Source organism: Nocardiopsis dassonvillei subsp. dassonvillei DSM 43111, from assembly GCF_000092985.1.
GTDB lineage: Bacteria > Actinomycetota > Actinomycetes > Streptosporangiales > Streptosporangiaceae > Nocardiopsis > Nocardiopsis dassonvillei.
This window is the reverse complement of sequence record NC_014211.1, coordinates 353695-374110: the sequence shown is the minus strand read 5'-3', so window position 1 is coordinate 374110 and position 20416 is coordinate 353695. Positions and strand designations below refer to the sequence as shown.

The window sequence follows — 20416 nt, the reverse complement described above, 5'->3', positions numbered from 1 at the left end:
TGGCAGCGCCGCGCGGACCGGCCCCGGCCACCCCGCCGGATCAGGGTTCAGGCCCGGACGGCGTGCCGCTCCACCGCCGCGAGCCCTCCGCCCTCCGCAGTGACGTGCACCACCCAGAAGGAGCCCTTGCGCAGCCCCAGCTGCTGGGAGAAGGGCGCGCCCAGCCGTGTGAGCGCCTCGGCCATGAGCTGCGGGACGAGTTCTCCGTGCGTGCACACGACGGTCGGCCTCCCCTCGGCCAGGACGCGCGCGAACGCCTCGCGGGCCTCCTCCACGCCGTACGGGGAGCCGTTGGAGGACGAGCGGATCGTGAACGCCCGCTCGGTGCGCGTGGGCACGTCGTACTCCACCGTGTAGGGCAGCAGCGACTCGGTGCACCGCGCCGCCGCCGACGTCACCACGCGGGGCCGCCCGTAGGCGCCCAGCACCCGGGGCAGGGCCAGGGCGTCGGCGCGCCCGGTCCCGTCCAGGGGCCGCAGGAGGTCGTCGTCGGTCCAGGCGCCCTTGTCCCCCGCCGACAGGTGCCGCAGCAGGATGACGGGGAAGGTGGTCGCGGGCCCGGCCAGGAAGTTGTCGACCACCCGCACGTCGTGGTCGTAGGTGAGGCGGTCGCGGGCCTCCTCCACCGGCACCCACTCGACCAGGTCCACCTCCTCGTTGGGCGGGTAGTCGATCCCCGCGGCCGGGTCGGCGGTGGTGGCCGCCCACCACTCCACCTGCTTGGGCCAGCCGTCCTTGAGGTAGCGCTGCGGGGGGAGCCTGCGGCCCAGCACGGGGATCAGGCCGGTCTCCTCGACCACCTCGCGGACCGCGCCGGTCACGGGGTGCTCGCGGCTCTTGAGCTTGCCCTTGGGCAGGGACCAGTCGGCCCGGTCGGGCCTGCGGACCAGGACGATCTCGGTGCCGCCCGGGCCCTCGCGCCACAGCAGGGCGCCCGCCGCGCGGATCGGTTCGAGGTAGCCGCCGACCGCCGTCTCGCGCAGGGGCCCGGCCCCGTGGGCTCCCTCGACCGATCCCTCCACGTCTCCCCCGTTCTGTACGGTGCTCACCCGCCCTCCACCACGCGCAGGTGGCGGTCGCCGCGCAGGCTGTCCTGGAGGTCGGTGAGCGGTCGCCCGTCGTCGTCGCGGGTGAACCGGGTCCACGTCCCGTCGGGTTCGAGCCGCCAGGACGAGGTGCCGTCGTCCATCGCCAGGTCCATGAGGCGCACCAGCCTGCGGCACTGCTCGGTGTCGGCCACGCGTACCAGGGCCTCGACCCGGCGGTCGAGGTTGCGGGGCATCAGGTCGGCGCTGCCGATCCACACCTGGGGCCGCCAGCCGTTGGCGAAGACGAAGATGCGGGAGTGCTCCAGGAAGCGGCCCAGGATGCTGCGCACCCGGATGTTGTCGGACAGTCCGGGCACCCCGGCGCGCAGGACGCAGCTGCCGCGCACCCACAGGTCGACGCTCACCCCGGCCTGGGAGGCCCGGTACAGGGCGTCGATGATCTCCAGGTCGACCAGGGAGTTGACCTTGATCCGGATGCGGGCGGGCTCGCCCCTGAGGCTGTTGTCGATCTCGACGGCGATCTGTTCGAGCAGGCTCTCGCGCAGGGCGCCGGGCGCCACGAGCAGGCGCTGGTAGTGCTTCTTGCGGGAGAAGCCGGTGAGGCTGTTGAACAGGTCGCTGACGTCCTCGCCCACCTCGGGGTCGGCGCTGAACAGGCCGAGGTCCTCGTACATGCGGGCGGTGCTCGGGTTGTAGTTGCCGGTGCCCACGTGGCAGTAGCGGCGCAGCAGCCCGTCGTCGTCGCGGCGCACGACCATCGACAGCTTGCAGTGGGTCTTGAGGCCGACGACGCCGTAGACGACGTGGCAGCCCGCCTGTTCGAGCTTGCGGGCCCACTGGATGTTGTTCTGCTCGTCGAAGCGGGCCTTGATCTCGACCAGGACCACGACCTCCTTGCCCTCGCGGGCGGCCTCGATGAGGGACTCCACGATGGGCGAGTCGCCGCTGGTGCGGTACAGGGTCTGCTTGATCGCCATGACCTCGGGGTCGGTGGCGGCCAGGGCCAGGAAGCGCTCGGTGGTGGTGGCGAAGGACTCGTAGGGGTGGTGGACGAGGACCTCGTTCTCGCGGACGGCGGCGAAGAGGTCGCCGGAGGTCAGGGCGCGCGGTTCGACGGGGACCATGGGCGGGTAGCGCAGCTCGGGCCGGTCGGTGTCGGCGATCTGGGACAGTCCGGCGAGGTTGAGCGGACCGGGGACCCGGTAGATCTCCTCCTCCTCGGCGCCCAGCTCCTCGGTGAGTATGGCCAGGGCCTCGTCGCTGATGTCGTGTTCGACCTCCAGGCGCACGAGCGGGCCGAAGCGGCGGCGCAGCAGCTCGTTCTCCAGGGAGGTGACGAGGTCGTCGGTCTCGTCCTCGTCGACCTCCAGGTCGGCGTTGCGCGTGACCCGGAAGGCGTTGTGCTCCAGGATCTGCATGCCCTCGAAGAGCTGGGGCAGGTGGGCGGCGACGATGTCCTCGACGGGGACGAACCGGCCGCCCTCGCGGTCGCCCAGCTCGATGAAGCGGGGCAGGGAGCTGGGGATCTTGACCCGGGCGAACATGCGGCGCCCGTCGTGGGGGTCGCGGACGGCGACCGCGAGGTTGAGCGAGCGGCCGGAGATGTAGGGGAAGGGGTGCGCGGAGTCGACCGCGAAGGGTGTCAGCAGCGGGTAGACCGAGCGCTGGAAGTAGCCGCGCAGGTTCTCGCGCTCGACGGTCTCCAGCTCGTTCCAGCGCACGACGCGGATGCCGACCTCGCGCAGGGCGGGCGCGACGCTGTCATGGAAGCAGGCGGCCTGGCGGAGCATGAGTTCGCGGGTGAACCGGGAGATGCGCCCGAGCAGCGCGCGGGGGTGGTGTCCGCTGGAGGAGGCGACGGACAGGCCGGTGGCCAGGCGGCGTTTGAGCCCGGCCACGCGCACCATGAAGAACTCGTCCAGGTTGCTGGAGAAGATCGCCAGGAACCGCGCGCGTTCCAGGAGGGGGATGTCCTCGTCCTCGGCGAGTTCGAGCACGCGCTGGTTGAAGCGCAGCCACCCCTCCTCCCTGTCCATGAACCTGTCGGCGGGAAGCTCGGGCGTACCGGCGGCGGGCCCATCGGGTGTTGGCGCTGTTTCCGTGCTCACAGTGGGCAGACTCCCCCTTTTCCATGACCGCGAGGTGACAACCCCGTGAGGGGAAAATGACCGCGACGCGACTGGTGTGGTCCCTCTGTAGCCCTATGCCCTTTCCTGCCGCTGTTTTCCCCTTCCGACCGCGGGTTTTACCGTTCGTCCGGTGGTCGGATCCGGTCACATGACGCCGGTCTGGAGATCGGGGGGCATGAGCATCAGGAACATGCCGACACGCATCACCACCTGGATCCACGTGTTGCGGAAGCACGTCCACAGGTAGCCGTAGAGGAGGCTGGCCGTGGCGTAGGTGAGCAGGGCCAGGCCGGTGTTGTACACCAGGTCGGCCCCCGGCAGCTGGGACACCGCGTCGTAGGGCTGGATGAGGGCGTAGGTGAGGGCGAAGACCACCGAGGTGGTGACGATGCCGCCCCAGCGGCCCATGAGGATCTCCAGGCGGGTCTGCACCATCCCCCGGAAGAAGATCTCCTCGCACACCGCCATGACGGTGAACGCGAGCACGTAGCCCAGCAGTTGGAGGGAGGGCCCCGGCAGCCCCAGGCGCGGGATGAGCAGGTAGCCGATCAGGACCAGCGCGATGGCGATCGGGACCATCCCGAGCCAGCGCCAGGGCTCGGACACCTTCAGCGCGACCGCGGGCATGGCGGTGCCCTTGCCGTCCAGGGTGATGCCGGAGCGGTCCATGACCAGCAACGGCAGGGTGAACAGGAACAGCAGGCGCGAGACCAGGGCCTCGGACATGGCCAGGTCGGCCCCGAACACGGCCTCGTAGGTGGCGAAGACCATCGACAGCAGTGCCATGGACACCACGAAGCCGGCGAGGAACAGTCCCAGCCAGCCCAGTTCCCGGCCGATGGGGTGGCCGTCCATCGCCTGGACGACGCGGCGGTCCAGCTGGTCGCGGGCGCCGAAGCCCCTGACCATGGCCCAGGCCAGGATGCCGCCGATCAGCATCGGGGACCAGGAGATCAGGAAGAGGACCAGGGAGTCGTCGAGGATGTCGGAGCGCAGTACGGGGTGGGCGAGCATCGGCACCGCGACGAACACCAGGGCGGCCAGCACCCCCCAGACGAGCCCCCATCTTCGCACCATGGTCACAAGAGTCCCCCCTGTCTCAGAACTCTCATTCTGCCCAAGGGGAAACTAAAAGCTACTTAATGACTACGGTATGTCGCCACTCGCCTCGACATGTCCCGTCACGCCGAGGGGCCGCCCCCCAAGGAGCGGCCCCGGCTGTACGCGGGTGCGGGAGCCCCTTCAGAAACCGTTGTCGAGCACCGAGCGGAGGAAGGACTTGGTGCGCTCCTCCTTGGGGTCGCCGAAGATCTGCTCCGGCGTGCCCTCCTCGGCGATCTGGCCCCGGTCGAACATGAGCACCCGGTGCGACACGTCGCGCGCGAAGCCCATCTCGTGCGTCACGCACAGCATCGTGATGTCCGTGGTCTCGGCGACCTCGCGCAGCACGTCCAGGACCCCGGCCACCAGCTCCGGGTCCAGGGCCGAGGTGACCTCGTCCAGGAGCAGGATCTCCGGCTGCATGGCCAGCGCGCGGGCGATCGCCACGCGCTGCTGCTGGCCGCCCGAGAGCTGGGTCGGGTGGGCGTCGATCTTGTCGCCGAGCCCGACCAGCTCCAGCAGTTCCTCGGCCTTGGCGTTGGCCTCGCCCTTGGGGGTGCCCAGCACGTGCACGGGCGCCTCGGTGATGTTCTGCCGGACGGTCATGTTCGGGAACAGGTTGAACTGCTGGAACACCATGCCGACGCGCTTGCGGCGCGCGCGCAGGTAGGACTCGTTCGCCCGGGTCAGGCCCTGCCCCTTGCGCATGTGGCTGAAGGGCTCGCCGCCCACCCAGATGACGCCCTCGGTGACCTTCTCCAGGGTCATCAGCAGGCGCAGGATGGTGGTCTTGCCCGAACCGCTGGGGCCGATGAGCGTGACCCGCTCGCCGGGGGCGACGGAGAAGTTCAGGTGGTCGAGCACCGTGAGGTCGCCGAAGCGCTTCACCACGTCGTCGAAGACGATCAGGGACTGGTCCCGGGGGCCGCTGCCGACACCCTGGGGTTCTTCGTTCACGGGGGTGTCAGACGGCGGCATAGCGTCGCTCCAGTCGTCGGATGAGGATGGCGGACGGGATGCTCACGAGCAGGAACAGGATCCCGACCAGGGTGTAGGCCTCCACGATGCGGAAGTCCGCGCTGCCGACCTGCTGGGCCTCGGTGAGCAGCTCGGGCACGCTGATCGCCAGCAGCAGCGGCGTGTCCTTGAACATGGCGATGAGGTAGTTGCCCAGCGCCGGGATGGTCCTGCGGATCGCCTGCGGCAGCACGATCGCGCCCCAGGTGCGGCTGGCGGGCAGGCTCAGCGCCCGGGCCGCCTCCCACTGCCCCTTGGCCACGCCCTCGATGCCCGAGCGGTAGACCTCGGCGGTGTAGGCCGCGTAGTGCACGCCGATCACGACGACGCCCACGGTCATCGCGGAGATGTCGGCCGGGGTCAGGAGGAAGACGAACACCAGCTGGATGATCAGCGGGGTCGTCCGGATGAACTCCATGACCGCGTGCAGGACGGGACCGAAGAACGGCGTCCGGCGAGCGATGGCGATCGCCAGGCCCAGGACCAGCGCGATCAGGTAACCGAGCACGGTGATCTGGACGGTCACCCACAGGCCGCCCAGCAGGTCCGGCATGACCTCGAAGGTCCACTCGAAGTCCCAGAACATCACTTGGCCACCCCCGCCTTCGCGTCGACGGCCGGGGGCCGCAGGAGGGACGCCAGGCCTCCGCCGCCCGGTGCGGCGCGGCCCAGCTTGCGGTTGGCGCGGCGTTCGAGCAGTCGCATGCCGAGGATGAGCACCTGCGCGATCAGGTAGTAGAGGACGAAGGCGCCGATGAAGGCGATCACCGTCTCACCCGTGGCCTGGCGCATGTTCTGCGCCACGGCCGTCAGGTCGGCCACACCGATGAGGTAGGACACCGCGGTGGCCTTCATCAGCTCGATGTTGAGGTTGCCGAACGTGGGCAGCATCTGGGCCCAGGCCTGGGGCAGCACGACCAGGCGCGTCCGCTGGAACCAGGAGAGGTTCAGCGCGACGGTGGCCTCGACCTGCGGCCTGGGCACGGCGTTGATGGAGGAGCGCACGACCTCGGCCCCGTAGGCGCCCAGGTTGAGCCCCACGGCGAGGATCGCGGCGAAGTTGTCGGCCAGCTGGTAACCGGTCAGCTGGGGCAGGGCGAACGCCATCCAGAACATCAGCACCAGGGCGGCGATGCCCCGGAACACCTCCACGTAGACCGTGGCGACGGCCCGGGGGAGCCAGTGGCGGATCGTCCCCATGATCCCGAAGACCATGGCGAGGACGAAGGCCAGCGCGATGCCTCCGAGGGTGAGCTGGATGGTGACCCACGCGCCCTCGGCGTAGAGCGGTAGCCGCTGGATCAGGAAGTCCACTGCGGGTTCATCCCTCGCAGAGTTCGGCGGTGGTCGTGTCGTCGGGCAGGTCGGCCTCGGTGAAGCCCCACTCCTCGCCCAGTTCCAGGAGGCGTCCGCTCTCCTTGAACTCGGCGATCACCCGGTTGACCTCCTCCAGGAGCTGGGTGTCCTGCTGGCGCAGGCACAGCCCGCCCCAGCCCTTCTCCTCCCGGCCGTCGATCTCGGGGAAGAAGGGTTCGGTGACCTCGAAGGGGCCGCCCCGGTCCTGGAGGAGGTAGGTGTGGGACACGCTGAGCATGGACATCGCGTCCACGCGCCCGGCCTCCAGCAGCTCGTAGCCCGCGGTCTGGTTGGGGATGAGCTCCATCTGGTTCTCGGGGACCTCGAAGTACTCGGCGTAGGTCTGCTCGACCGAACCGTTGAGGACCGCGAGCATGAGGTCGGGGTTGTCCACGAAGTCCGTGAAGTGCTGGATGTTCTCCGGGTTGCCCTCCGCGACCATGAAGGCCTCGGGGGAGGTCGCGGTGGGCTCGCTGAAGGCGACCTGTCCGCAGCGCTCGGGGGTGATGAACATGCCCGCGGCGATGACGTCGAAGCGGTTCGCGTTCAGGCCGGGGATCAGCCCGTCCCAGTTCACCGAGGAGGCCTGGATCTCGGGGACGCCCAGCTCCTCGAAGACCGCCTTCGCCACGGCTGGGGACTGCCCGGCCGGGTTGCCGGAGTCGTCGACGAAGCCGAAGGGGATCTCGTTGGCGAGGCCGACGGCCACGAAGCCCTGTTCGCGCAGCCGGTCCAGGGTCGAGGCGCCCTCCTCCCCCTCTCCTCCTCCGCCGTCGACGCGGGTGCAGGCGGCCAGTCCGAGGGTGGCCAGCCCCACTCCTCCCAGGCGGAGCGCGTCACGGCGGCCCCAGGTTCCTCTGCGTACTGCGGGTACCGGCTTCTTCACGACTGCTCCTCGAAAGACTCGCGGGAGCGGCGCCCTCGCCTGGCTGGACGACAGCGCCGCGCATTCGGATAGGTACTGGCGCGGGCGGCCCGCGGCGCCGGGCCGCGGCTGCGGCCGCCGCCCGGGGACAGGGCGCGGCGGCACAAGTACGGGGGACTCCCTCCCCGGGCAGGACCGGCAGTAACAGGACCCGATTAGTCCGTTATGCACTGGTTATTCACGTGCAGTCTCGGGGTGACCCGGCCTTTGGCCTGCTCAGGGCGGGTCACCTGGTGCTCGTAACTTTGGGTCCGATTCTCCGTCACCCTGGGGCGCCACCCGCGCGACACTCCGAGGACGCCCGGACGCCGCCTTCCGCGAACGCGAACGGGCGGGGCCGACCGGCCCCGCCCGCGTGGTCCGACAGTCCTGGGATCAGGCCTCAGGCGTCTTCCTCGACGACGAGGGGGTAGACGCCGTTCTCGTCGTGCACCTCACGACCGGTGACGGGCGGGTTGAACACGCACAGCACGCGGAAGTCCGTCTTGGGGCGGACGGTGTGCCTCTCGTGGCCGTCGAGCAGGTAGAGGGTGCCCGGGGTGATGATGTGCTTCTCCCCGGTCTCCTCGTTGGTCAGCTCGGCCTCGCCCTCGATGCAGTGCACGAGCTCGACGTGGTTGGCGTACCAGAAGGTCGACTCGGTGCCCGCGTACAGGACGGTCTCGTGGAAGGAGAAGCCGACCTTGTCCTTGGCCAGGACGATCCGGCGGCTGCGCCAGTTCTCCGTCTTGATGTCGGCGTCGGTGTCGTTGACCTCGTCCATGCTGCGAACGATCACTGTGCTCCCCCTCTACGCGCTCTCGGCGCTCCTGTGGTGGTACGGCACACGGGGAGGGGCCGGACGACGTCCCGAGGGTCGCCGCCCGGCCCCGCACCGTGTGGTGTGGAAATCCCCCTGTGGGAGTCCCTAGGCGGGCTGGGCCGCCTTGACCGCGGCGCGGGCCGCGTCAGCCATGATGTCAAGACCGGCCGTGAGTTCCTCCTCGCTCGCCGTGAGCGGCGGCAGGAGTTTGGCCACCTCGTCCTCGGGGCCGGAGGTCTCCAGGAGCAGGCCCCGCTCGAAGGACTCGGCGGCGACCTTCTTGGCGATGTCGGTCTGCTCGAAGGCCAGGCCCCGGGCCAGGCCGCGGCCGCGCACGTGCGCGCCGAACTCGGCGTGCTCGGCGGCCATCTCGGCCAGGCGGGCGGCGACCATGTCGCCCTTGGCCTTGACGGAGTCGGAGAAGGCCGAGTCGCTCCAGTAGCGGCGCAGGGCCCCGACGGCGGTCACCATGGCCGGGTTGAACCCGCGGAAGGTGCCGTTGTGCTCACCCGGCTCCCACACGTCCAGCTCGCGCTTGAACAGGGTGAGGGCCATGGGCAGGCCGTAGCCGCTGATGGACTTGGACAGCGTGACGATGTCCGGGGTGATCCCGGCCTCCTCGAAGCTGAAGAAGTCGCCGGTGCGGCCGCAGCCCATCTGGATGTCGTCGACGATCATGAGGATGCCGTACTCGCGGCACAGGTCCGAGAGCTCGCGCAGCCACTGGGCGCTGGCGGCGTTGATGCCGCCCTCGCCCTGGACCGTCTCGACGATGACGGCCGCGGGCTTGTCCAGGCCGCTGCCGCTGTCGTCCAGCAGGCTGCGCAGCCACAGGAAGTCCGGCGTCTTGCCGTCCAGGTAGTTGTCGAACGGCATCGTGGCGACGTGGCCCAGCGGCACGCCCGCGCCGCCGCGCTTCATCGAGTTGCCGGTGACGGCCAGGGCGCCCAGGGTCATGCCGTGGAAGCCGTTGGTGAAGTTGACGATGGTCTCGCGACCGGTGTACTTGCGGGCCAGCTTGAGCGCGGCCTCGACCGCGTTGTTGCCCGCGGGTCCGGGGAACTGGACCTTGTAGTCGAGGCCCCGGGGTTTGAGGATGATCTCCTCGAAGGTCTTCAGGAACTCGCGTTTGGCCACGCTGTAGGCGTCGAGGCTGTGCACGATCTTGTCGTCGGTCAGGTACTCGATGAGCGAGGTCTTCAGCTCGGGGTTGTTGTGCCCGTAGTTGAGCGACCCCGCACCCGCGAAGAAGTCGAGGTAGGGCTTGCCGTCCTCGGAGTAGACGTGGCTACCGACGGCCCGGTCGAACACGACCGGCCAGTTCCGGCAGTATCCGCGGACTTCGGACTCCAGGCGCTGGAAGGTCTCCATCGTGTGTTCCTCGGTTCCTTTATCCCAGGTTCGTGGGCTCATGGCTTGGGCGACGGGGTGGGTCGAACGGGTCCGGTGCGGACGGTCGGTCATGCTCCGGGCCCGGCTCCGAGAGGTCCGATGCGTACGAGGTCCTCGGGGTCGTGGGGGGTGTCCTCCTGGGGGAAGTGTTCCCCGGTGAAGAGCGGACTCCACACCGCCTCGGCGCCCCGGTCCCGGGCGAACGAGGCGAACAGGGCGCGGGAGGCGGTGTTGTCGGCGGTGACGGTCGCTTCGAGGTAGCGCAGGCCGCGGTCGGTGATCCGGTCGCCGACGAAGTCGAGCATCCGGCGGGCCAGCCCCTGTCCGCGGTACGCGGAGTCGACGGCGACCTGCCAGAGGAAGTAGGTGTCGGGGTCGTCGGGCCGCACGTAACCGGTGACGTAGGCCGCGACACGGCCCTCGTCGTCGCGGGCGACGACGCTGGTCGTGGCGAAGTCCCGGCACCAGAGCGCGTAGGCGTACGGGGAGTTGGCGTCCATGCCGTTCTCCCGCGCCAGCCGCCACATGTGCGGTCCGTCCTCCGGGGACGGGTGCGACAGGCGCACGCCTCCACGGCCCGCGGCACCTGGATTTTCCGAGGCCGTGGCCCCGGTGTCAGTCCGGTCGCGTGCTTGGAGGTTCGTTCGTAGATGTGGCACGTCGATCGAATTTAGCGAACGAATGTCAATGACATTTCGTGGAGGCCGCTCGCGGATGTTTGGGCAGACCGCCCACGGGTATGGCCTGTTTATTTAGCGGCGCCCCAAAGCTCTGACCTGGACTTTCGGGGGACGTCCGGGAGCGGACGGGACACACGCTCACGCCCCGCCCAACAGGGGGTTCGGCGCCGCGGCCGTGTGGGGCGGGCTCGGGGCTCCGCCGGGGAGGGCGGTCGCCGGCGTTCGGTGGACCGACAACCGTCAGGGTCAAACATAGATCCTCGCGGAGCAATATTAAGCGTGCGTTAAGTCACATCAATTCGGTGGAAAGCTCGCGACATAACGCCACTTGGGGGCTCCGCGCCCGCGCCACACGGTACGCCGGAAGGAGCTGCCGGCACACCCGAAACGCCGACACGCGCAAGGACGCGGCCTTTGGCGCGGCCGCGTGGGGGCAGGGGGAGGGTCGGGCCCCAGCCCCCACCCCGGGGCGCGCCCGCGGGCGGGGGCGGCCCGCCCCCCGGAGGCGCCCTTGAGATTTCCGGTCTTTTCGCGCAGACTCCGTGTAGTACTACGTTGAGTCGTACTACAATTGGTCGCATCGCCGCGCCGCAGTTCCCGGGTCGATCACCCGAGGGCGGTGGGGCGGAGAAACCCCCTGACCCGGCCGTGGTGACGCGGCACGGGGCCAGGGACCACCAGCCACGGATCGGAGGCGCCCGTGAACCGCCTGTACCACGAGAGCGAGGACTGGGTCCTGCAGGGCAACTGCCGCTCGCAGGACCCGGAGATCTTCTTTCCGGTGAGCAGCACCGGGATCGGGCGCGCCGACACCGAGCAGGCCATCGCCGTCTGCCGCAGCTGTACTGTTCGCCAAGAGTGCCTGCGGTGGGCCCTGCGGGCGGGAGAGGCCCACGGAGTCTGGGGTGGGACCACCCCCGAGGAGCGCCGCTACATGCGCCGCGAACTCGTCCCCGCCGGTCGTCACTGACGAGGGCGACGGGGACCGCCGGAGGGCGTCGGCCCGCCCGGCGGTCCAGCCCCTCGCTCCCTCCCCCGGTCCGGCCCCGCCTCGTCCGCGTCCCGCGCCGGTCCGCCCGGTCCGCCCGGGCCGCGCGTCCGCCGTCCCCAGGGGATCTTGCGACCCTCCGGGGCACGGCCTAGGTTCTTTCTCGTGCGACCCGCTCACGGCACACTCCGCCTCCTGCGCACGGCCCTTCTGGCCGCTGCGTGCACGGGGCTTGCCTGGGGCGGGCACAACCTGTGGGCCGCGGCGCCCGCCTCCCCCGGAGGGCTGGCCGCGGCGACCGCGGTCCTGTTCCCCCTGCTGTGGTACTTCACCCGCACGATGCGCGGGTTCGGCGACATCTTCGCCGTCATGGCCTGCGTGCAGATCCTCCTGCACCTGGTGTTCCAGGGTTCGGGCGAACCCGTCCCCGGGGTCCTCGACACCGGCGCCGACCACACCGGGCACGGCCTGCTCACCCACACCCTCGGCCTCGCGCCCGGCATGCTGTTCGCGCACCTGTGGGCGGCCCTGCTGGCGTCGGCGCTGCTCGCCCACGGCGAGGCGGCCCTGTGGTTCCTGACCGCCCTGCTCACCCGGGCCCTGCCGCCGCTGCGCGTGCCCGGCATCGCGTTCGGCGCCCGCGTACCGGTCGCGTGCGCCGCCTCCCGTACCGCTCCCCCGCCCGTCGCGCTCTCGGCGCACGGCCCGCGCGGACCTCCCCTCCTCCCGGGCGTCCTTCCACGACGCCCCCGCGCGCACGCCGGAACGTACCGAGAACTGAGGGAAGACATGACCACCACCCGCACCCCCGACACCGCGGCCCCCGCACGCGCGCTTGCGCGCGCGGCCGCCGCCGTACTCGCCCCCCTCGCCGCGGCCGCCCTGGCCCTGGCCCCCTCGCCCGCGCTGGCGCACGACGTCCTGACCGGGTCCAACCCGGAGGACGGGGCCACCCTGGACACCGTGCCCGAGGAGGTCGTGCTGAGCTTCAACAACTCGCCGATGGAGGGCGGCAGCGGCAGCGCCGTCGTCGTCACGGGGCCGGACGAGGAGACCACCTACGAGGAGGGGGACCTGACCTTCGACGGCACGGACGTGTCGGTGGGTCTGGCCCCGCTGGACCAGGCCGGTGAGTACACCATCGGGTTCCGCGTGGTCTCCTCCGACGGCCACCCGATCCAGGACACCCTGACGTTCTCGGTGACCGAGGAGGCCGTCGCCGCGGCGGCGCCGGAGCCCGAGGAGAGCGAGACCGCGCAGGAGCCCGCCGGGGAGACGGCGCAGGAGCAGGCGCAGGGGCCCTCCGGCGAGGCGAACGCGGACGAGGCCGCGGCCGAGGAGGAGTCGGGCGGCGTGTCACCGGTGGCGCTGGCGGTCGTGGCCGTCGTCGCGGTCGCCGGCATCGCCGCGGTCGTGCTCGTGGCCGTGCGCATGCGCAGGCGCCCGGGCGGGGACGCCGGGCAGAAGTAGTACCGGAAGGCCGAGGGGCCCGTACGCGCCTCCCCGCGGGGAGGGCGTGCGGGCCCCTCGTCGTGTTCGGTGCCCGGTCCGCCCGCCCCGCGACGGGGAGGGCGGACACGGGGGCGTCGGCGGCGTCCGCTCGCGCGGGGGCCGTGCGTCGGGGGAGGCTGGTGGGTGGAGGGGGCGGGGCCGGTGGGCGGAACCGGCTCGGTCGGGAACGCCGGCCGACCGTCGGGGCCGGGTCGGGCGGGACGGGTCAGACGCGGCGTGCCAGCAGGATGCTGATGTTGTCCTTGCCGCCCGCCTCCATGGCGGCCTGCCACAGGGCGTACACGGCGGCCTCGTCGCTGCCCGCCTCGGCGATCATCCGCTCCATCTCCTCGGGCAGGACCAGGTCGGACAGGCCGTCGCTGCACATGAGCCAGGCGCTGGGGTCGGCCGCGTCGTCCCGGCCCACGTGCGGGACCATCGTGCCGCCCGAACTGCCGCCCAGGGACTGGGTGATGAAGTTCGTGGTGACCGGACGGCCGTCCTCGGACGGGGGCAGCGCGGGCGAGTCGTCCTCCGAGAGCTGGCGCAGGCGGCGCCCCTCCAGGCGGTAGGTGCGGGAGTCGCCGACGTTGAACCAGAAGTTGCCGTCGTTGTTGAGCAGGACGCCCGCGACCGTGGTCCCCATGCCGGAGAACTCGGTGTGCTGGGTGGCGTGGTCCTTGATCTCCTCGTCGATGTTGCTCAGCAGCTGGGCTATCTCCTCGGGGCCGCTGAGCCGCGGACCCATCTCGGCCATGCGGTGCACGGCGTGCTCGGAGGCGATCTCCCCCGCGGCCTGACCGCCGATCCCGTCGGCGACCGCCAGGATGACGGGCTCCCCGACCGGGAGGACGCAACGCACCGGCGAGGTCATGTTCGCACTGGCGACGGTCAGGGCACCCATGACGACGGCGTCCTCGTTGGCGGGGCGGATAGCGCCCCGGTGCGTGAGGGCCGTGACAATGACTTCCCCACCAGCGACACCCATACGCCCTTCCTCCCGTTTCATCGGCCGTGGCCGGTTGCCCGGCGCCCCGCGCCGGGCCTTGGTCGAGTCCCGTTCAACGTCTGGATTCTGTCACCGTACCGAGCCACCGCCGGAGTGGGTCAAAATCCGCGTACATCATGGCGGAAAACACCCGGATACGCAGTTCCCGCCCCGGTTCCCGCCGCCGGACGTGCCGTGCCGGGCGATCCGCGGTGCGCGCCGGGCACTCCCGGTGTTCCGGTCTGACAGTAGCGGCGGTGCGGCCGACCCGACAGGGGCCACCCACGGGTACCGCGAAACCGCAGACCAACCGGGAGAACTCCGGGGTTACGGACAGCACCGAACCCCCGCGGTTCTTGGTGTCGGATTCGCGTCACGTTGTCGAGACGCGAACCGTCTGGCAGAATGAACCCCGTTGGGTGTCTAAGACGCAGACACACACGACCAGCCCCGTGCGGCATCATCCTGTCACGCACGGTGGCCCCAGTCTTCCCCGACCGGTCGTTTGGTGTGATCTCCGTGCGTCTTCCCTTCTTTCTTCCTCTCCCCCCTCCGTTCAGCCGCAGCCGTACGCGCCACGCGCCTACGGCTCCTCGTGCTGCCGGGAGGCCTCCACCGGCGCGCCGTCCGGCACCGTGTGCCGCCCTCCCCTGACCGCGCCCCGCCTCCCCCCGCAGCCACCTTCCCGCCGGTTCCCGGCCCCACGGCCCGGGAACCGGCGCCACGGCCCCAGCCCCGCCCGTGAGGACTCCGATCCCCGCTCCGGAGTCGCCTCGGGCACACCTACGACGGACACCGGATGAGACCGTGTCCAAGGAGTTCAGCCCAGTGAAGATCGCGATGGTCGCCGAACACGCCAACCCCCTCCCCGCCCACAGGGGCGAGCCCGCCTGCCCCGCCAGCCTGCACGTGTGCGCCCTGTCCCGGCAGCTGGCCAAGCGGGGCCACCGGGTGACGGTCTACGCCCGCCGCAGTGACCCCGACCAGCCCGACGGCCGCACCCGCATGGCGCGCGGCGTCTCCGTCGCCTACCTGGACGCCGGCCCGGCCCGGCCGCTGTCCCCCGAGGAGCACGCCGAGCACACCGGCGCCTTCGGCAGCGCCCTGGCCTCCGTCCTGGACGAGGACAGCCCCGACGTCCTGCACGCGATCGGCTGGACCAGCGGCCTGGCCGCCCTGCACGCGCAGGCGCACAGCGAGAGCGACCAGACCGGCACGCCCCTCGTGCAGACCTTCCACTCCCTCAACGCCAGCGAGCAGCGCTCCGGCCTCGGCCACCACCCCGAGCGCGCCCGCATGGAGACCATCCTCGCCTCGCGCGCCGACCGCGTGCTGGTCAACTCCACCGACCAGCAGGTCGAGCTGGCCCGCCTGGGCGTCCCCCGCCACCACGTCAACGTCGTGCCCTTCGGTGTGGACCCCGACCACTTCAGCGTGGAGGGCAGCGCCTCCGCCGAGCACTGGCACTCCCGGCGCGAGGAGCGCGCCCGCCTGGTCTCGGTCACCTCCCTGACCGAGGCCGGCGGCGCCGACCGGCTCGTGGAGGCCATGACCCGCCTCCCCGAGGCGGAGCTGCTGCTCGTCTCCACCGCCGAGGACCTGGACGTGGCCCTGGACGAGAACGCCCGCCGGATCGAGCTCCTGGCCAAGGAGGCCGGGGTGAACGACCGCGTCCACCTGGCCGGGCCCGTGGAGCGCAAGGAGCTGCCGCGCCTGCTGCGCTCCGCGGACGTGTACGTGTCCGCCGCCTCCTACGACCCCTACGGCGGGGCCGTGCTGGAGGCCATGGCGTGCGGCCTGCCCGTGGTGGCCACCGCCACCGGCGCCACCCCGGGGGCCGTCCTGCACCGCACCAGCGGCGTGCTGATGCGCTTCGGCCGCCCCGACGAGGTCGTGCGCTCCGTGCGCGCGGTCCTCAACACCCCGACCATGAGCACCGCGTACGGCATCGCCGCCGTGGACCGGGCCCGCTCCCGGTTCACCTGGCAGCGGATCGCCGTCGAGACGGAGCTCGCCTACGAGCGCTCCCGCCCGCAGCAGACGGAACAGGACCGCGCCGACGAGGACGAGACGGACGGTCTGCTACTGTCCGGGACCGCGCACTGAGCCGTGCCCGCCCTCACAGCGTGCCCGGCCCACCGGCCCCCCGGGGTTTCCTCCGAGGGGCCGCAGCGGGTACACAGACAGTGGCGCCCGGCGGCCGGACGGTCGGCCCCGGGCGCGGACACCACGTACCGATGACCTTCGAACACCAGGGACTGCTCTTCCGCCGCGAGCAGCGGTTCCACGAGGTGGCCCGGCAGCGGTTGCGCTCAGCCGTACGCGAAAACGCCCACACGGTGCTCGCGGTCTCCGGCGAACGCGCGGCAGCGCTCACCGGGGCGCTGTCGGCCTCCGAGCGCGAGCGCGTGCACGTCCTGGAGCGGAACCGGTTCTACGACGCCCCGGGGCGCACCCTGGCCGCCCTGCACCGCCTGGCGCTGGTCCACGCCCCCGTGCCGGTGGTCGTGGTGGCCGAGCCGCCGCTGCCGGTCTCGGGGATGGAGCTGCGCGAGTGGCACCGGCTGGAGTCGGTGCTGTCCACGGCGCTGGCCCCGCAGCGGCTGAGCCTGCTGTGCGTCCACGACGACCGCGACCTGACCACGCGGACGCGGTCCGCGGTCGTGGCCACCCACCCGGTGCTGGTGGAGTCCGACGGGCCCCGCCCCAACCCCGCCTACCTGGGCACGGCCGCGTTCGGCACCCGGCCGGTCGCCCCGGAGCCGCTGCCGGTCAGCGGACCCGCGCACCGGCTGGAGATCGGGCTGTCCCTGCCGCGGCTGCGCGCCGACCTGGCGGCGCTCGGCGAGTCCATGGGGTTCCCGCCCGAGCGGATCGACAGCCTGGTGGTGGCGGTCAACGAGCTGGCCGCCAACGTGCTGGAGCACGGGGCGGGCAAGGGCACCGTGCAGGTCTGGCGCGCCCCCGGGCGGTGGGTGTGCGACGTGTTCGACGAGCGCGGCGGGCTCTTCGACCCGCTCACCGGCTACCGCCCGGCCGACAGCATGCGCCCGCGCGGGTACGGGCTGTGGATCACCCGGCAGACCTGCGACTTCCTGGAGATCAGCGGCAGCGGCGAGGGCTCCCTGGTACGGCTGCACTTCGTGGACGGGGCCGGGGAGTCCGGGACCGTCCGGGAACCAGGGACGCGGGCCCCGCTCAGCCCCTGAGGGAGTCCGCCGCGGCTCCGGTGCTGCCCGCGATCGGGATGACCTGGTCGATCCCGGCTATCACGAACAGGCGGTTGACCTGCGGCTGGGGCTCGGCGACCATCAGGCCCACGCCCAGGTCGCGCGCCTGCCGGTAGGCGGCGACGAGCACGCCGATGCAGCGCGAGTCGCAGAAGGACACCTTGGCGAGGTCGACCACCACCCCCCGGGGAGGCTCGGCGGCCAGGAGGCCGTCGAGGACGTCGGCCAGCGCGGGAGAGGTCACCGCGTCCATCTCCCCCGCGGGGGTGACGACGACGACGTCATCCTCGCGACGGATCGAGATGTCTGACGTCACGGTCACTTCTCCTTCTTGTTCCGGGAGGGCCCCGAGCCCTCATCATGGCGCTTTTCGATCACGCTCGGGACTCATCGCCCGGTGTTGCCCGCCCGTTCACCTTCGGTCGGGGCGCATCCGGGGCTGGGGACCGGTGTTCTCCGCCACGAGGTCGCGGGCCACGTCCACCACCCGTTTGCGGTTGCGCTGGGCGACCTCGCGCAGCGCGGCGAAGGCGGTGTCGGCGTCGCAGCCGCGGGCGTGCATGATGATGCCCTTGGCCTGGTCGATCACCGTACGCGCGGACATGGCCCGGCGCATGTGGGCGGTCTCCCTGGCCACGTCGGCCTGGCGTCCGGCACTGTACAGCGACACGGCGGCGTGCTCGGCGAGCAGGGCGGTCAGCGGGGCGACGACCTCCTCGTCGAAGGCGTCGGCCCGGCCGGAGTGCACGCCGAAGGTGATCACCCGGTCGTCGCCCTCGCCGGGCAGCAGACTGGGCAGGGTGATGGAGGAGCGGTCCCCGCACTGGACCGCCATGCTGGTGTAGCGGGGCCAGCGGTGGGGTTCGCGCAGGATGTCGCCCACCCGCACCCGGCCCATCTCGCGGACGGCCTCGACGGTGGGCCCCTGGTCGGTGGTGTACTGGTGCTCGAAGGCCGCGGACAGGTCCGCGTGGGAGGCTCCGTAGTCGGTGACCACGTGCCGCACGGAGCCGTCGGCCCCCTCGACCTCGCGCCAGACCACGACGAGCGCGGCCGAGCAGCCGGGGACGCCCAGGGCCGCGGCCCTGCTCATCTGGTCCAGGGCCCGTTCCAGGGTGGTGCCATCCGCCTGTCCCAGCGCGCCGATATCCCGGGCCAGGCGTTCGATCCACACAGTCGGGGCCTCCTTGCCGTTTCCGGGCTCGGACTAACCGTAACCTTGGAAGACCGCGGCAGCGGACATCCGCCCGCTTCGGGAAGACGCCATCCACGACGGGAGACCTGAGCGTGTCGGAGAACCTCGCCGGGTTGCAGCGTGAGATCACCGCACTGGGTGAACGCATCGCGGCCCTGCGCAACACGCACACCATGTATCCCGACGACGCCCAGGGCACCGCCGAGGCGGCCCTGGCCGAACTGGAGTACGCCGAACGCCTGCTGGGCGACGCGGGGGCCGAACTGGCCCGGGCCCACGCCCAGCCCGAGCCGCGCCGCCAGGGCGACGACGGCGACCGGGCCCTGCTCCGCGCGATGTTCCAGGAGCTGAGCGTCCCCACCGTGCTGCTGGACCACGAGGGCTACATCCGGCGCATCAACAACTCCGGGGCCGCGCGGCTGGGCAGCGCGCCGGGCTACCTCACCGGCAAGCCCTTCGCCCACTTCGTCGACCTGCGCAAGCGCGCGGCCATGCAGTCCTGGCTGGCCGCGGTGCTGCGCGGCGACGGCGACGCCGCGCTGGAGTCCCGGCTGGCCCAGCGCGGCTGGGCCGAGGACGTGCACCTGACCCTGACGCGCCTGGAGCTGCCCACCGAGCCCAACCCGCTGGTGCTGGTGGCGATGTCGCCGCCGATGAACGGCGCCGAGGAGGAGGGCCCCGCCCCGCTGGAGACGGAGGTGGAGGACCAGGTGGTGGTGCTGGCCGCGCGCAGGCTGGACGTGCTGACCCGGATGACGCGGCTGCTGCTGCGCTCGGCCGGCCCGGGCGGTGCGGGCGAACCGCTCGCGCTCGCGGACGCGGCCGACCTGCTGGCCGACTCCTACGCCGACTGGGTGGTCGTGGACGTGTGCGACCTGCCCACCTCCTCCGTGGCGCCCCGCCGCGCCGTGGTCGCGGGGCCGGCCGACGCGCTCCCGGCGCAGAGGGAGGCGGTGGCCTCGGCGGCGCCCGGCGACTCCGCCATCCCGGGCGAGGTGCTGGAGCGGGGCCAGTCCCTGCTGTTCCCGCTGATCGAGGACGAGGCCGTGCTGGGCCACGCCCCGTCCGGAGCGCCGCTGCTGTCGATGCTGGGCGCGGGGTCGCTGTTGTCGGTCCCCCTGCGGGGCAGCCGGGGCGTGCGCGGCGCGCTCACCCTGATCCGCCGCAGCAACCGGGGCAGCTTCCGCCTGGCCGACCTGGGCCTGATCGAGGAGATCGGCGAGCACATCGGCCTGGCCCTGCCGCCCCGGCCCTCCGCCTGAGGGGCGTTTCTTGGGGGCTCCGCTCCTCCCACCCGTCGCCCGCCACCACCCTCAAGCGAGGCCTGCGGCGCAGCCCTCCCGCGGAAACCCGCCTCCGCCACCTCCAGAGCCACGCGGGCGCCCGGGCCAGCCCCCGAAGGGGAATCCTCCCAGGATGAGGGCCCTCGTCATTCGGGGCCGTGGAGTGTGTCCACCAGGGTGGACAGGCGCGAGACCGCGCTGTCCACCCGGCGCACGCCGTCCACGAGGCTCTGGTCCACGTCCTGGTAGTTGGTCACGATGTGCTCGCGCAGCTGGGCGAGGTCGGTCTGGACCTGGCGGGAGCGCTGCGCCAGCTGCTCGGCCAGGACCTTTCCGGGCTCGCCGGTCTCCTGGCCCAGGCCGCGCTGGAGGGCGCGGGCCTGTTCGCGCATCTGCGCCTTGAGCTGGTGCAGCTCCACGAACACCTCGACCTTGGAGCGCAGCACCCAGGGGTCGAACGGCTTGAGCAGGAAGTCCACCGCGCGCGAGGCGTAGCCGCGGAAGACCTGGTGCCGGTCGACCTCCTGGGCGGTCAGGAAGATGATCGGCACGTCCTTGGTCTTCTCGCGCTGCTTGATGTGCGCGGCGGTCTCGAAGCCGTCCATCCCCGGCATGACCACGTCGAGCAGGATGACCGCGAAGTCGGTGCCCAGAAGGTGCTTGAGCGCCTCCTCACCGGAGTTGGCCCTGACCAGGTTCTGGTCGAGTGAGGTGAGTGCGGCCTCCAGCGCGATCAGGTTCTCGTCGCGGTCGTCGACGAGAAGGATGTTGGCCTTCTGGGTCACGTCGG

The 20416-nt window shown here is 71.6% G+C and carries 19 protein-coding genes; 5 read left to right on the top strand and 14 right to left on the bottom strand.

From position 1 onward, the window contains the following. Nucleotides 1–47 precede the first annotated feature (47 nt). The 10 genes from NDAS_RS25820 to ectA all read right to left on the bottom strand — a co-directional run bounded on the left by NDAS_RS25820 (nucleotide 48) and on the right by ectA (nucleotide 10337). Nucleotides 48–1049, bottom strand: a complete 1002-nt coding sequence (locus NDAS_RS25820; protein WP_013156208.1) for an NUDIX hydrolase — start codon at nucleotides 1047–1049, stop codon at nucleotides 48–50. Further along, nucleotides 1046–3157: an RNA degradosome polyphosphate kinase gene (locus NDAS_RS25815; RefSeq protein ID WP_013156207.1), complete on the bottom strand. Its 2112-nt coding sequence runs from the start codon at nucleotides 3155–3157 to the stop codon at nucleotides 1046–1048. The genes NDAS_RS25820 and NDAS_RS25815 overlap by 4 nt, the downstream gene beginning before the upstream one ends. 165 nt (nucleotides 3158–3322) lie before the next feature. Continuing rightward, entirely contained in the window at nucleotides 3323–4255 is a 933-nt protein-coding gene (locus tag NDAS_RS25810; protein ID WP_013156206.1) for a CPBP family intramembrane glutamic endopeptidase, read from the bottom strand. Nucleotides 4256–4420: 165 nt separating this feature from the next. Beyond that, nucleotides 4421–5257 carry an ectoine/hydroxyectoine ABC transporter ATP-binding protein EhuA gene (gene ehuA / locus NDAS_RS25805; protein WP_013156205.1) on the bottom strand — a complete coding sequence of 279 codons (837 nt, stop codon included), beginning with the start codon at nucleotides 5255–5257 and terminating at the stop codon, nucleotides 4421–4423. Further along, a complete protein-coding gene (gene ehuD / locus NDAS_RS25800) occupies nucleotides 5244–5882 on the bottom strand; it encodes an ectoine/hydroxyectoine ABC transporter permease subunit EhuD (protein ID WP_013156204.1) in 639 nt (212 codons plus the stop codon). Before ehuD ends, ehuA begins: the two co-directional genes overlap by 14 nt. Continuing rightward, nucleotides 5882–6610, bottom strand: a complete 729-nt coding sequence (gene ehuC, locus NDAS_RS25795) for an ectoine/hydroxyectoine ABC transporter permease subunit EhuC (protein WP_013156203.1) — start codon at nucleotides 6608–6610, stop codon at nucleotides 5882–5884. Before ehuC ends, ehuD begins: the two co-directional genes overlap by 1 nt. 7 nt (nucleotides 6611–6617) lie before the next feature. Beyond that, on the bottom strand, nucleotides 6618–7469 hold the full coding sequence (ehuB, locus tag NDAS_RS25790) for an ectoine/hydroxyectoine ABC transporter substrate-binding protein EhuB (RefSeq protein ID WP_041553421.1): 852 nt from the start codon (nucleotides 7467–7469) through the stop codon (nucleotides 6618–6620). A 490-nt stretch (nucleotides 7470–7959) separates the two neighbouring features. Continuing rightward, nucleotides 7960–8355: an ectoine synthase gene (locus NDAS_RS25785; protein WP_013156201.1), complete on the bottom strand. Its 396-nt coding sequence runs from the start codon at nucleotides 8353–8355 to the stop codon at nucleotides 7960–7962. Nucleotides 8356–8484: 129 nt separating this feature from the next. Continuing rightward, complete coding sequence (ectB, locus tag NDAS_RS25780; RefSeq protein ID WP_013156200.1) at nucleotides 8485–9750, bottom strand: diaminobutyrate--2-oxoglutarate transaminase; 1266 nt, start codon at nucleotides 9748–9750, stop codon at nucleotides 8485–8487. Nucleotides 9751–9839: 89 nt separating this feature from the next. Next, nucleotides 9840–10337: a diaminobutyrate acetyltransferase gene (gene ectA, locus NDAS_RS25775; RefSeq protein ID WP_019610152.1), complete on the bottom strand. Its 498-nt coding sequence runs from the start codon at nucleotides 10335–10337 to the stop codon at nucleotides 9840–9842. 814 nt (nucleotides 10338–11151) lie between these two features. Between ectA and NDAS_RS25770 the strand changes: the two genes are divergently transcribed. Together NDAS_RS25770 and NDAS_RS29685 are read left to right on the top strand one after the other, a co-directional pair. Continuing rightward, complete coding sequence (locus NDAS_RS25770) at nucleotides 11152–11421, top strand: WhiB family transcriptional regulator (protein ID WP_013156198.1); 270 nt, start codon at nucleotides 11152–11154, stop codon at nucleotides 11419–11421. Nucleotides 11422–11604: 183 nt separating this feature from the next. Further along, the gene (locus tag NDAS_RS29685; RefSeq protein ID WP_013156197.1) at nucleotides 11605–12909 is read left to right on the top strand and encodes a copper resistance CopC family protein; all 1305 of its coding nucleotides are present in this window, start codon (nucleotides 11605–11607) and stop codon (nucleotides 12907–12909) included. 247 nt (nucleotides 12910–13156) lie between these two features. On the opposite strand, the gene NDAS_RS25760 is transcribed toward NDAS_RS29685, so the two are convergent. Beyond that, nucleotides 13157–13918 carry a PP2C family protein-serine/threonine phosphatase gene (locus tag NDAS_RS25760; protein WP_013156196.1) on the bottom strand — a complete coding sequence of 254 codons (762 nt, stop codon included), beginning with the start codon at nucleotides 13916–13918 and terminating at the stop codon, nucleotides 13157–13159. Between the two features lie 828 nt (nucleotides 13919–14746). Between NDAS_RS25760 and NDAS_RS25755 the strand changes: the two genes are divergently transcribed. Then, nucleotides 14747–16024 carry a glycosyltransferase gene (locus tag NDAS_RS25755; RefSeq protein WP_013156195.1) on the top strand — a complete coding sequence of 426 codons (1278 nt, stop codon included), beginning with the start codon at nucleotides 14747–14749 and terminating at the stop codon, nucleotides 16022–16024. A gap of 131 nt (nucleotides 16025–16155) precedes the next feature. After that, nucleotides 16156–17127, top strand: coding sequence for an anti-sigma factor RsbA family regulatory protein (locus tag NDAS_RS25750; protein WP_013156194.1), 972 nt, complete (start codon nucleotides 16156–16158; stop codon nucleotides 17125–17127). Here the strand turns inward: NDAS_RS25750 and NDAS_RS25745 are convergent. Both NDAS_RS25745 and NDAS_RS25740 read right to left on the bottom strand, forming a co-directional pair. After that, nucleotides 17117–17464 carry an STAS domain-containing protein gene (locus NDAS_RS25745; RefSeq protein ID WP_013156193.1) on the bottom strand — a complete coding sequence of 116 codons (348 nt, stop codon included), beginning with the start codon at nucleotides 17462–17464 and terminating at the stop codon, nucleotides 17117–17119. The two genes, NDAS_RS25750 and NDAS_RS25745, sit on opposite strands and share 11 nt — an antisense overlap. 96 nt (nucleotides 17465–17560) lie before the next feature. Continuing rightward, nucleotides 17561–18322 (bottom strand): GAF and ANTAR domain-containing protein, encoded by a 762-nt coding sequence (locus NDAS_RS25740; protein ID WP_013156192.1) that lies wholly within the window; start codon nucleotides 18320–18322, stop codon nucleotides 17561–17563. 113 nt (nucleotides 18323–18435) lie between these two features. Here NDAS_RS25740 and NDAS_RS25735 point away from each other — a divergent pair, with 113 nt between their 5' ends. After that, nucleotides 18436–19605, top strand: a complete 1170-nt coding sequence (locus NDAS_RS25735; protein WP_013156191.1) for a GAF domain-containing protein — start codon at nucleotides 18436–18438, stop codon at nucleotides 19603–19605. A 167-nt stretch (nucleotides 19606–19772) separates the two neighbouring features. Here NDAS_RS25735 and NDAS_RS25730 read toward each other — a convergent pair whose 3' ends face one another. Beyond that, complete coding sequence (locus tag NDAS_RS25730; RefSeq protein WP_013156190.1) at nucleotides 19773–20411, bottom strand: response regulator; 639 nt, start codon at nucleotides 20409–20411, stop codon at nucleotides 19773–19775. Between the last annotated feature and the right edge of the window lie 5 nt (nucleotides 20412–20416).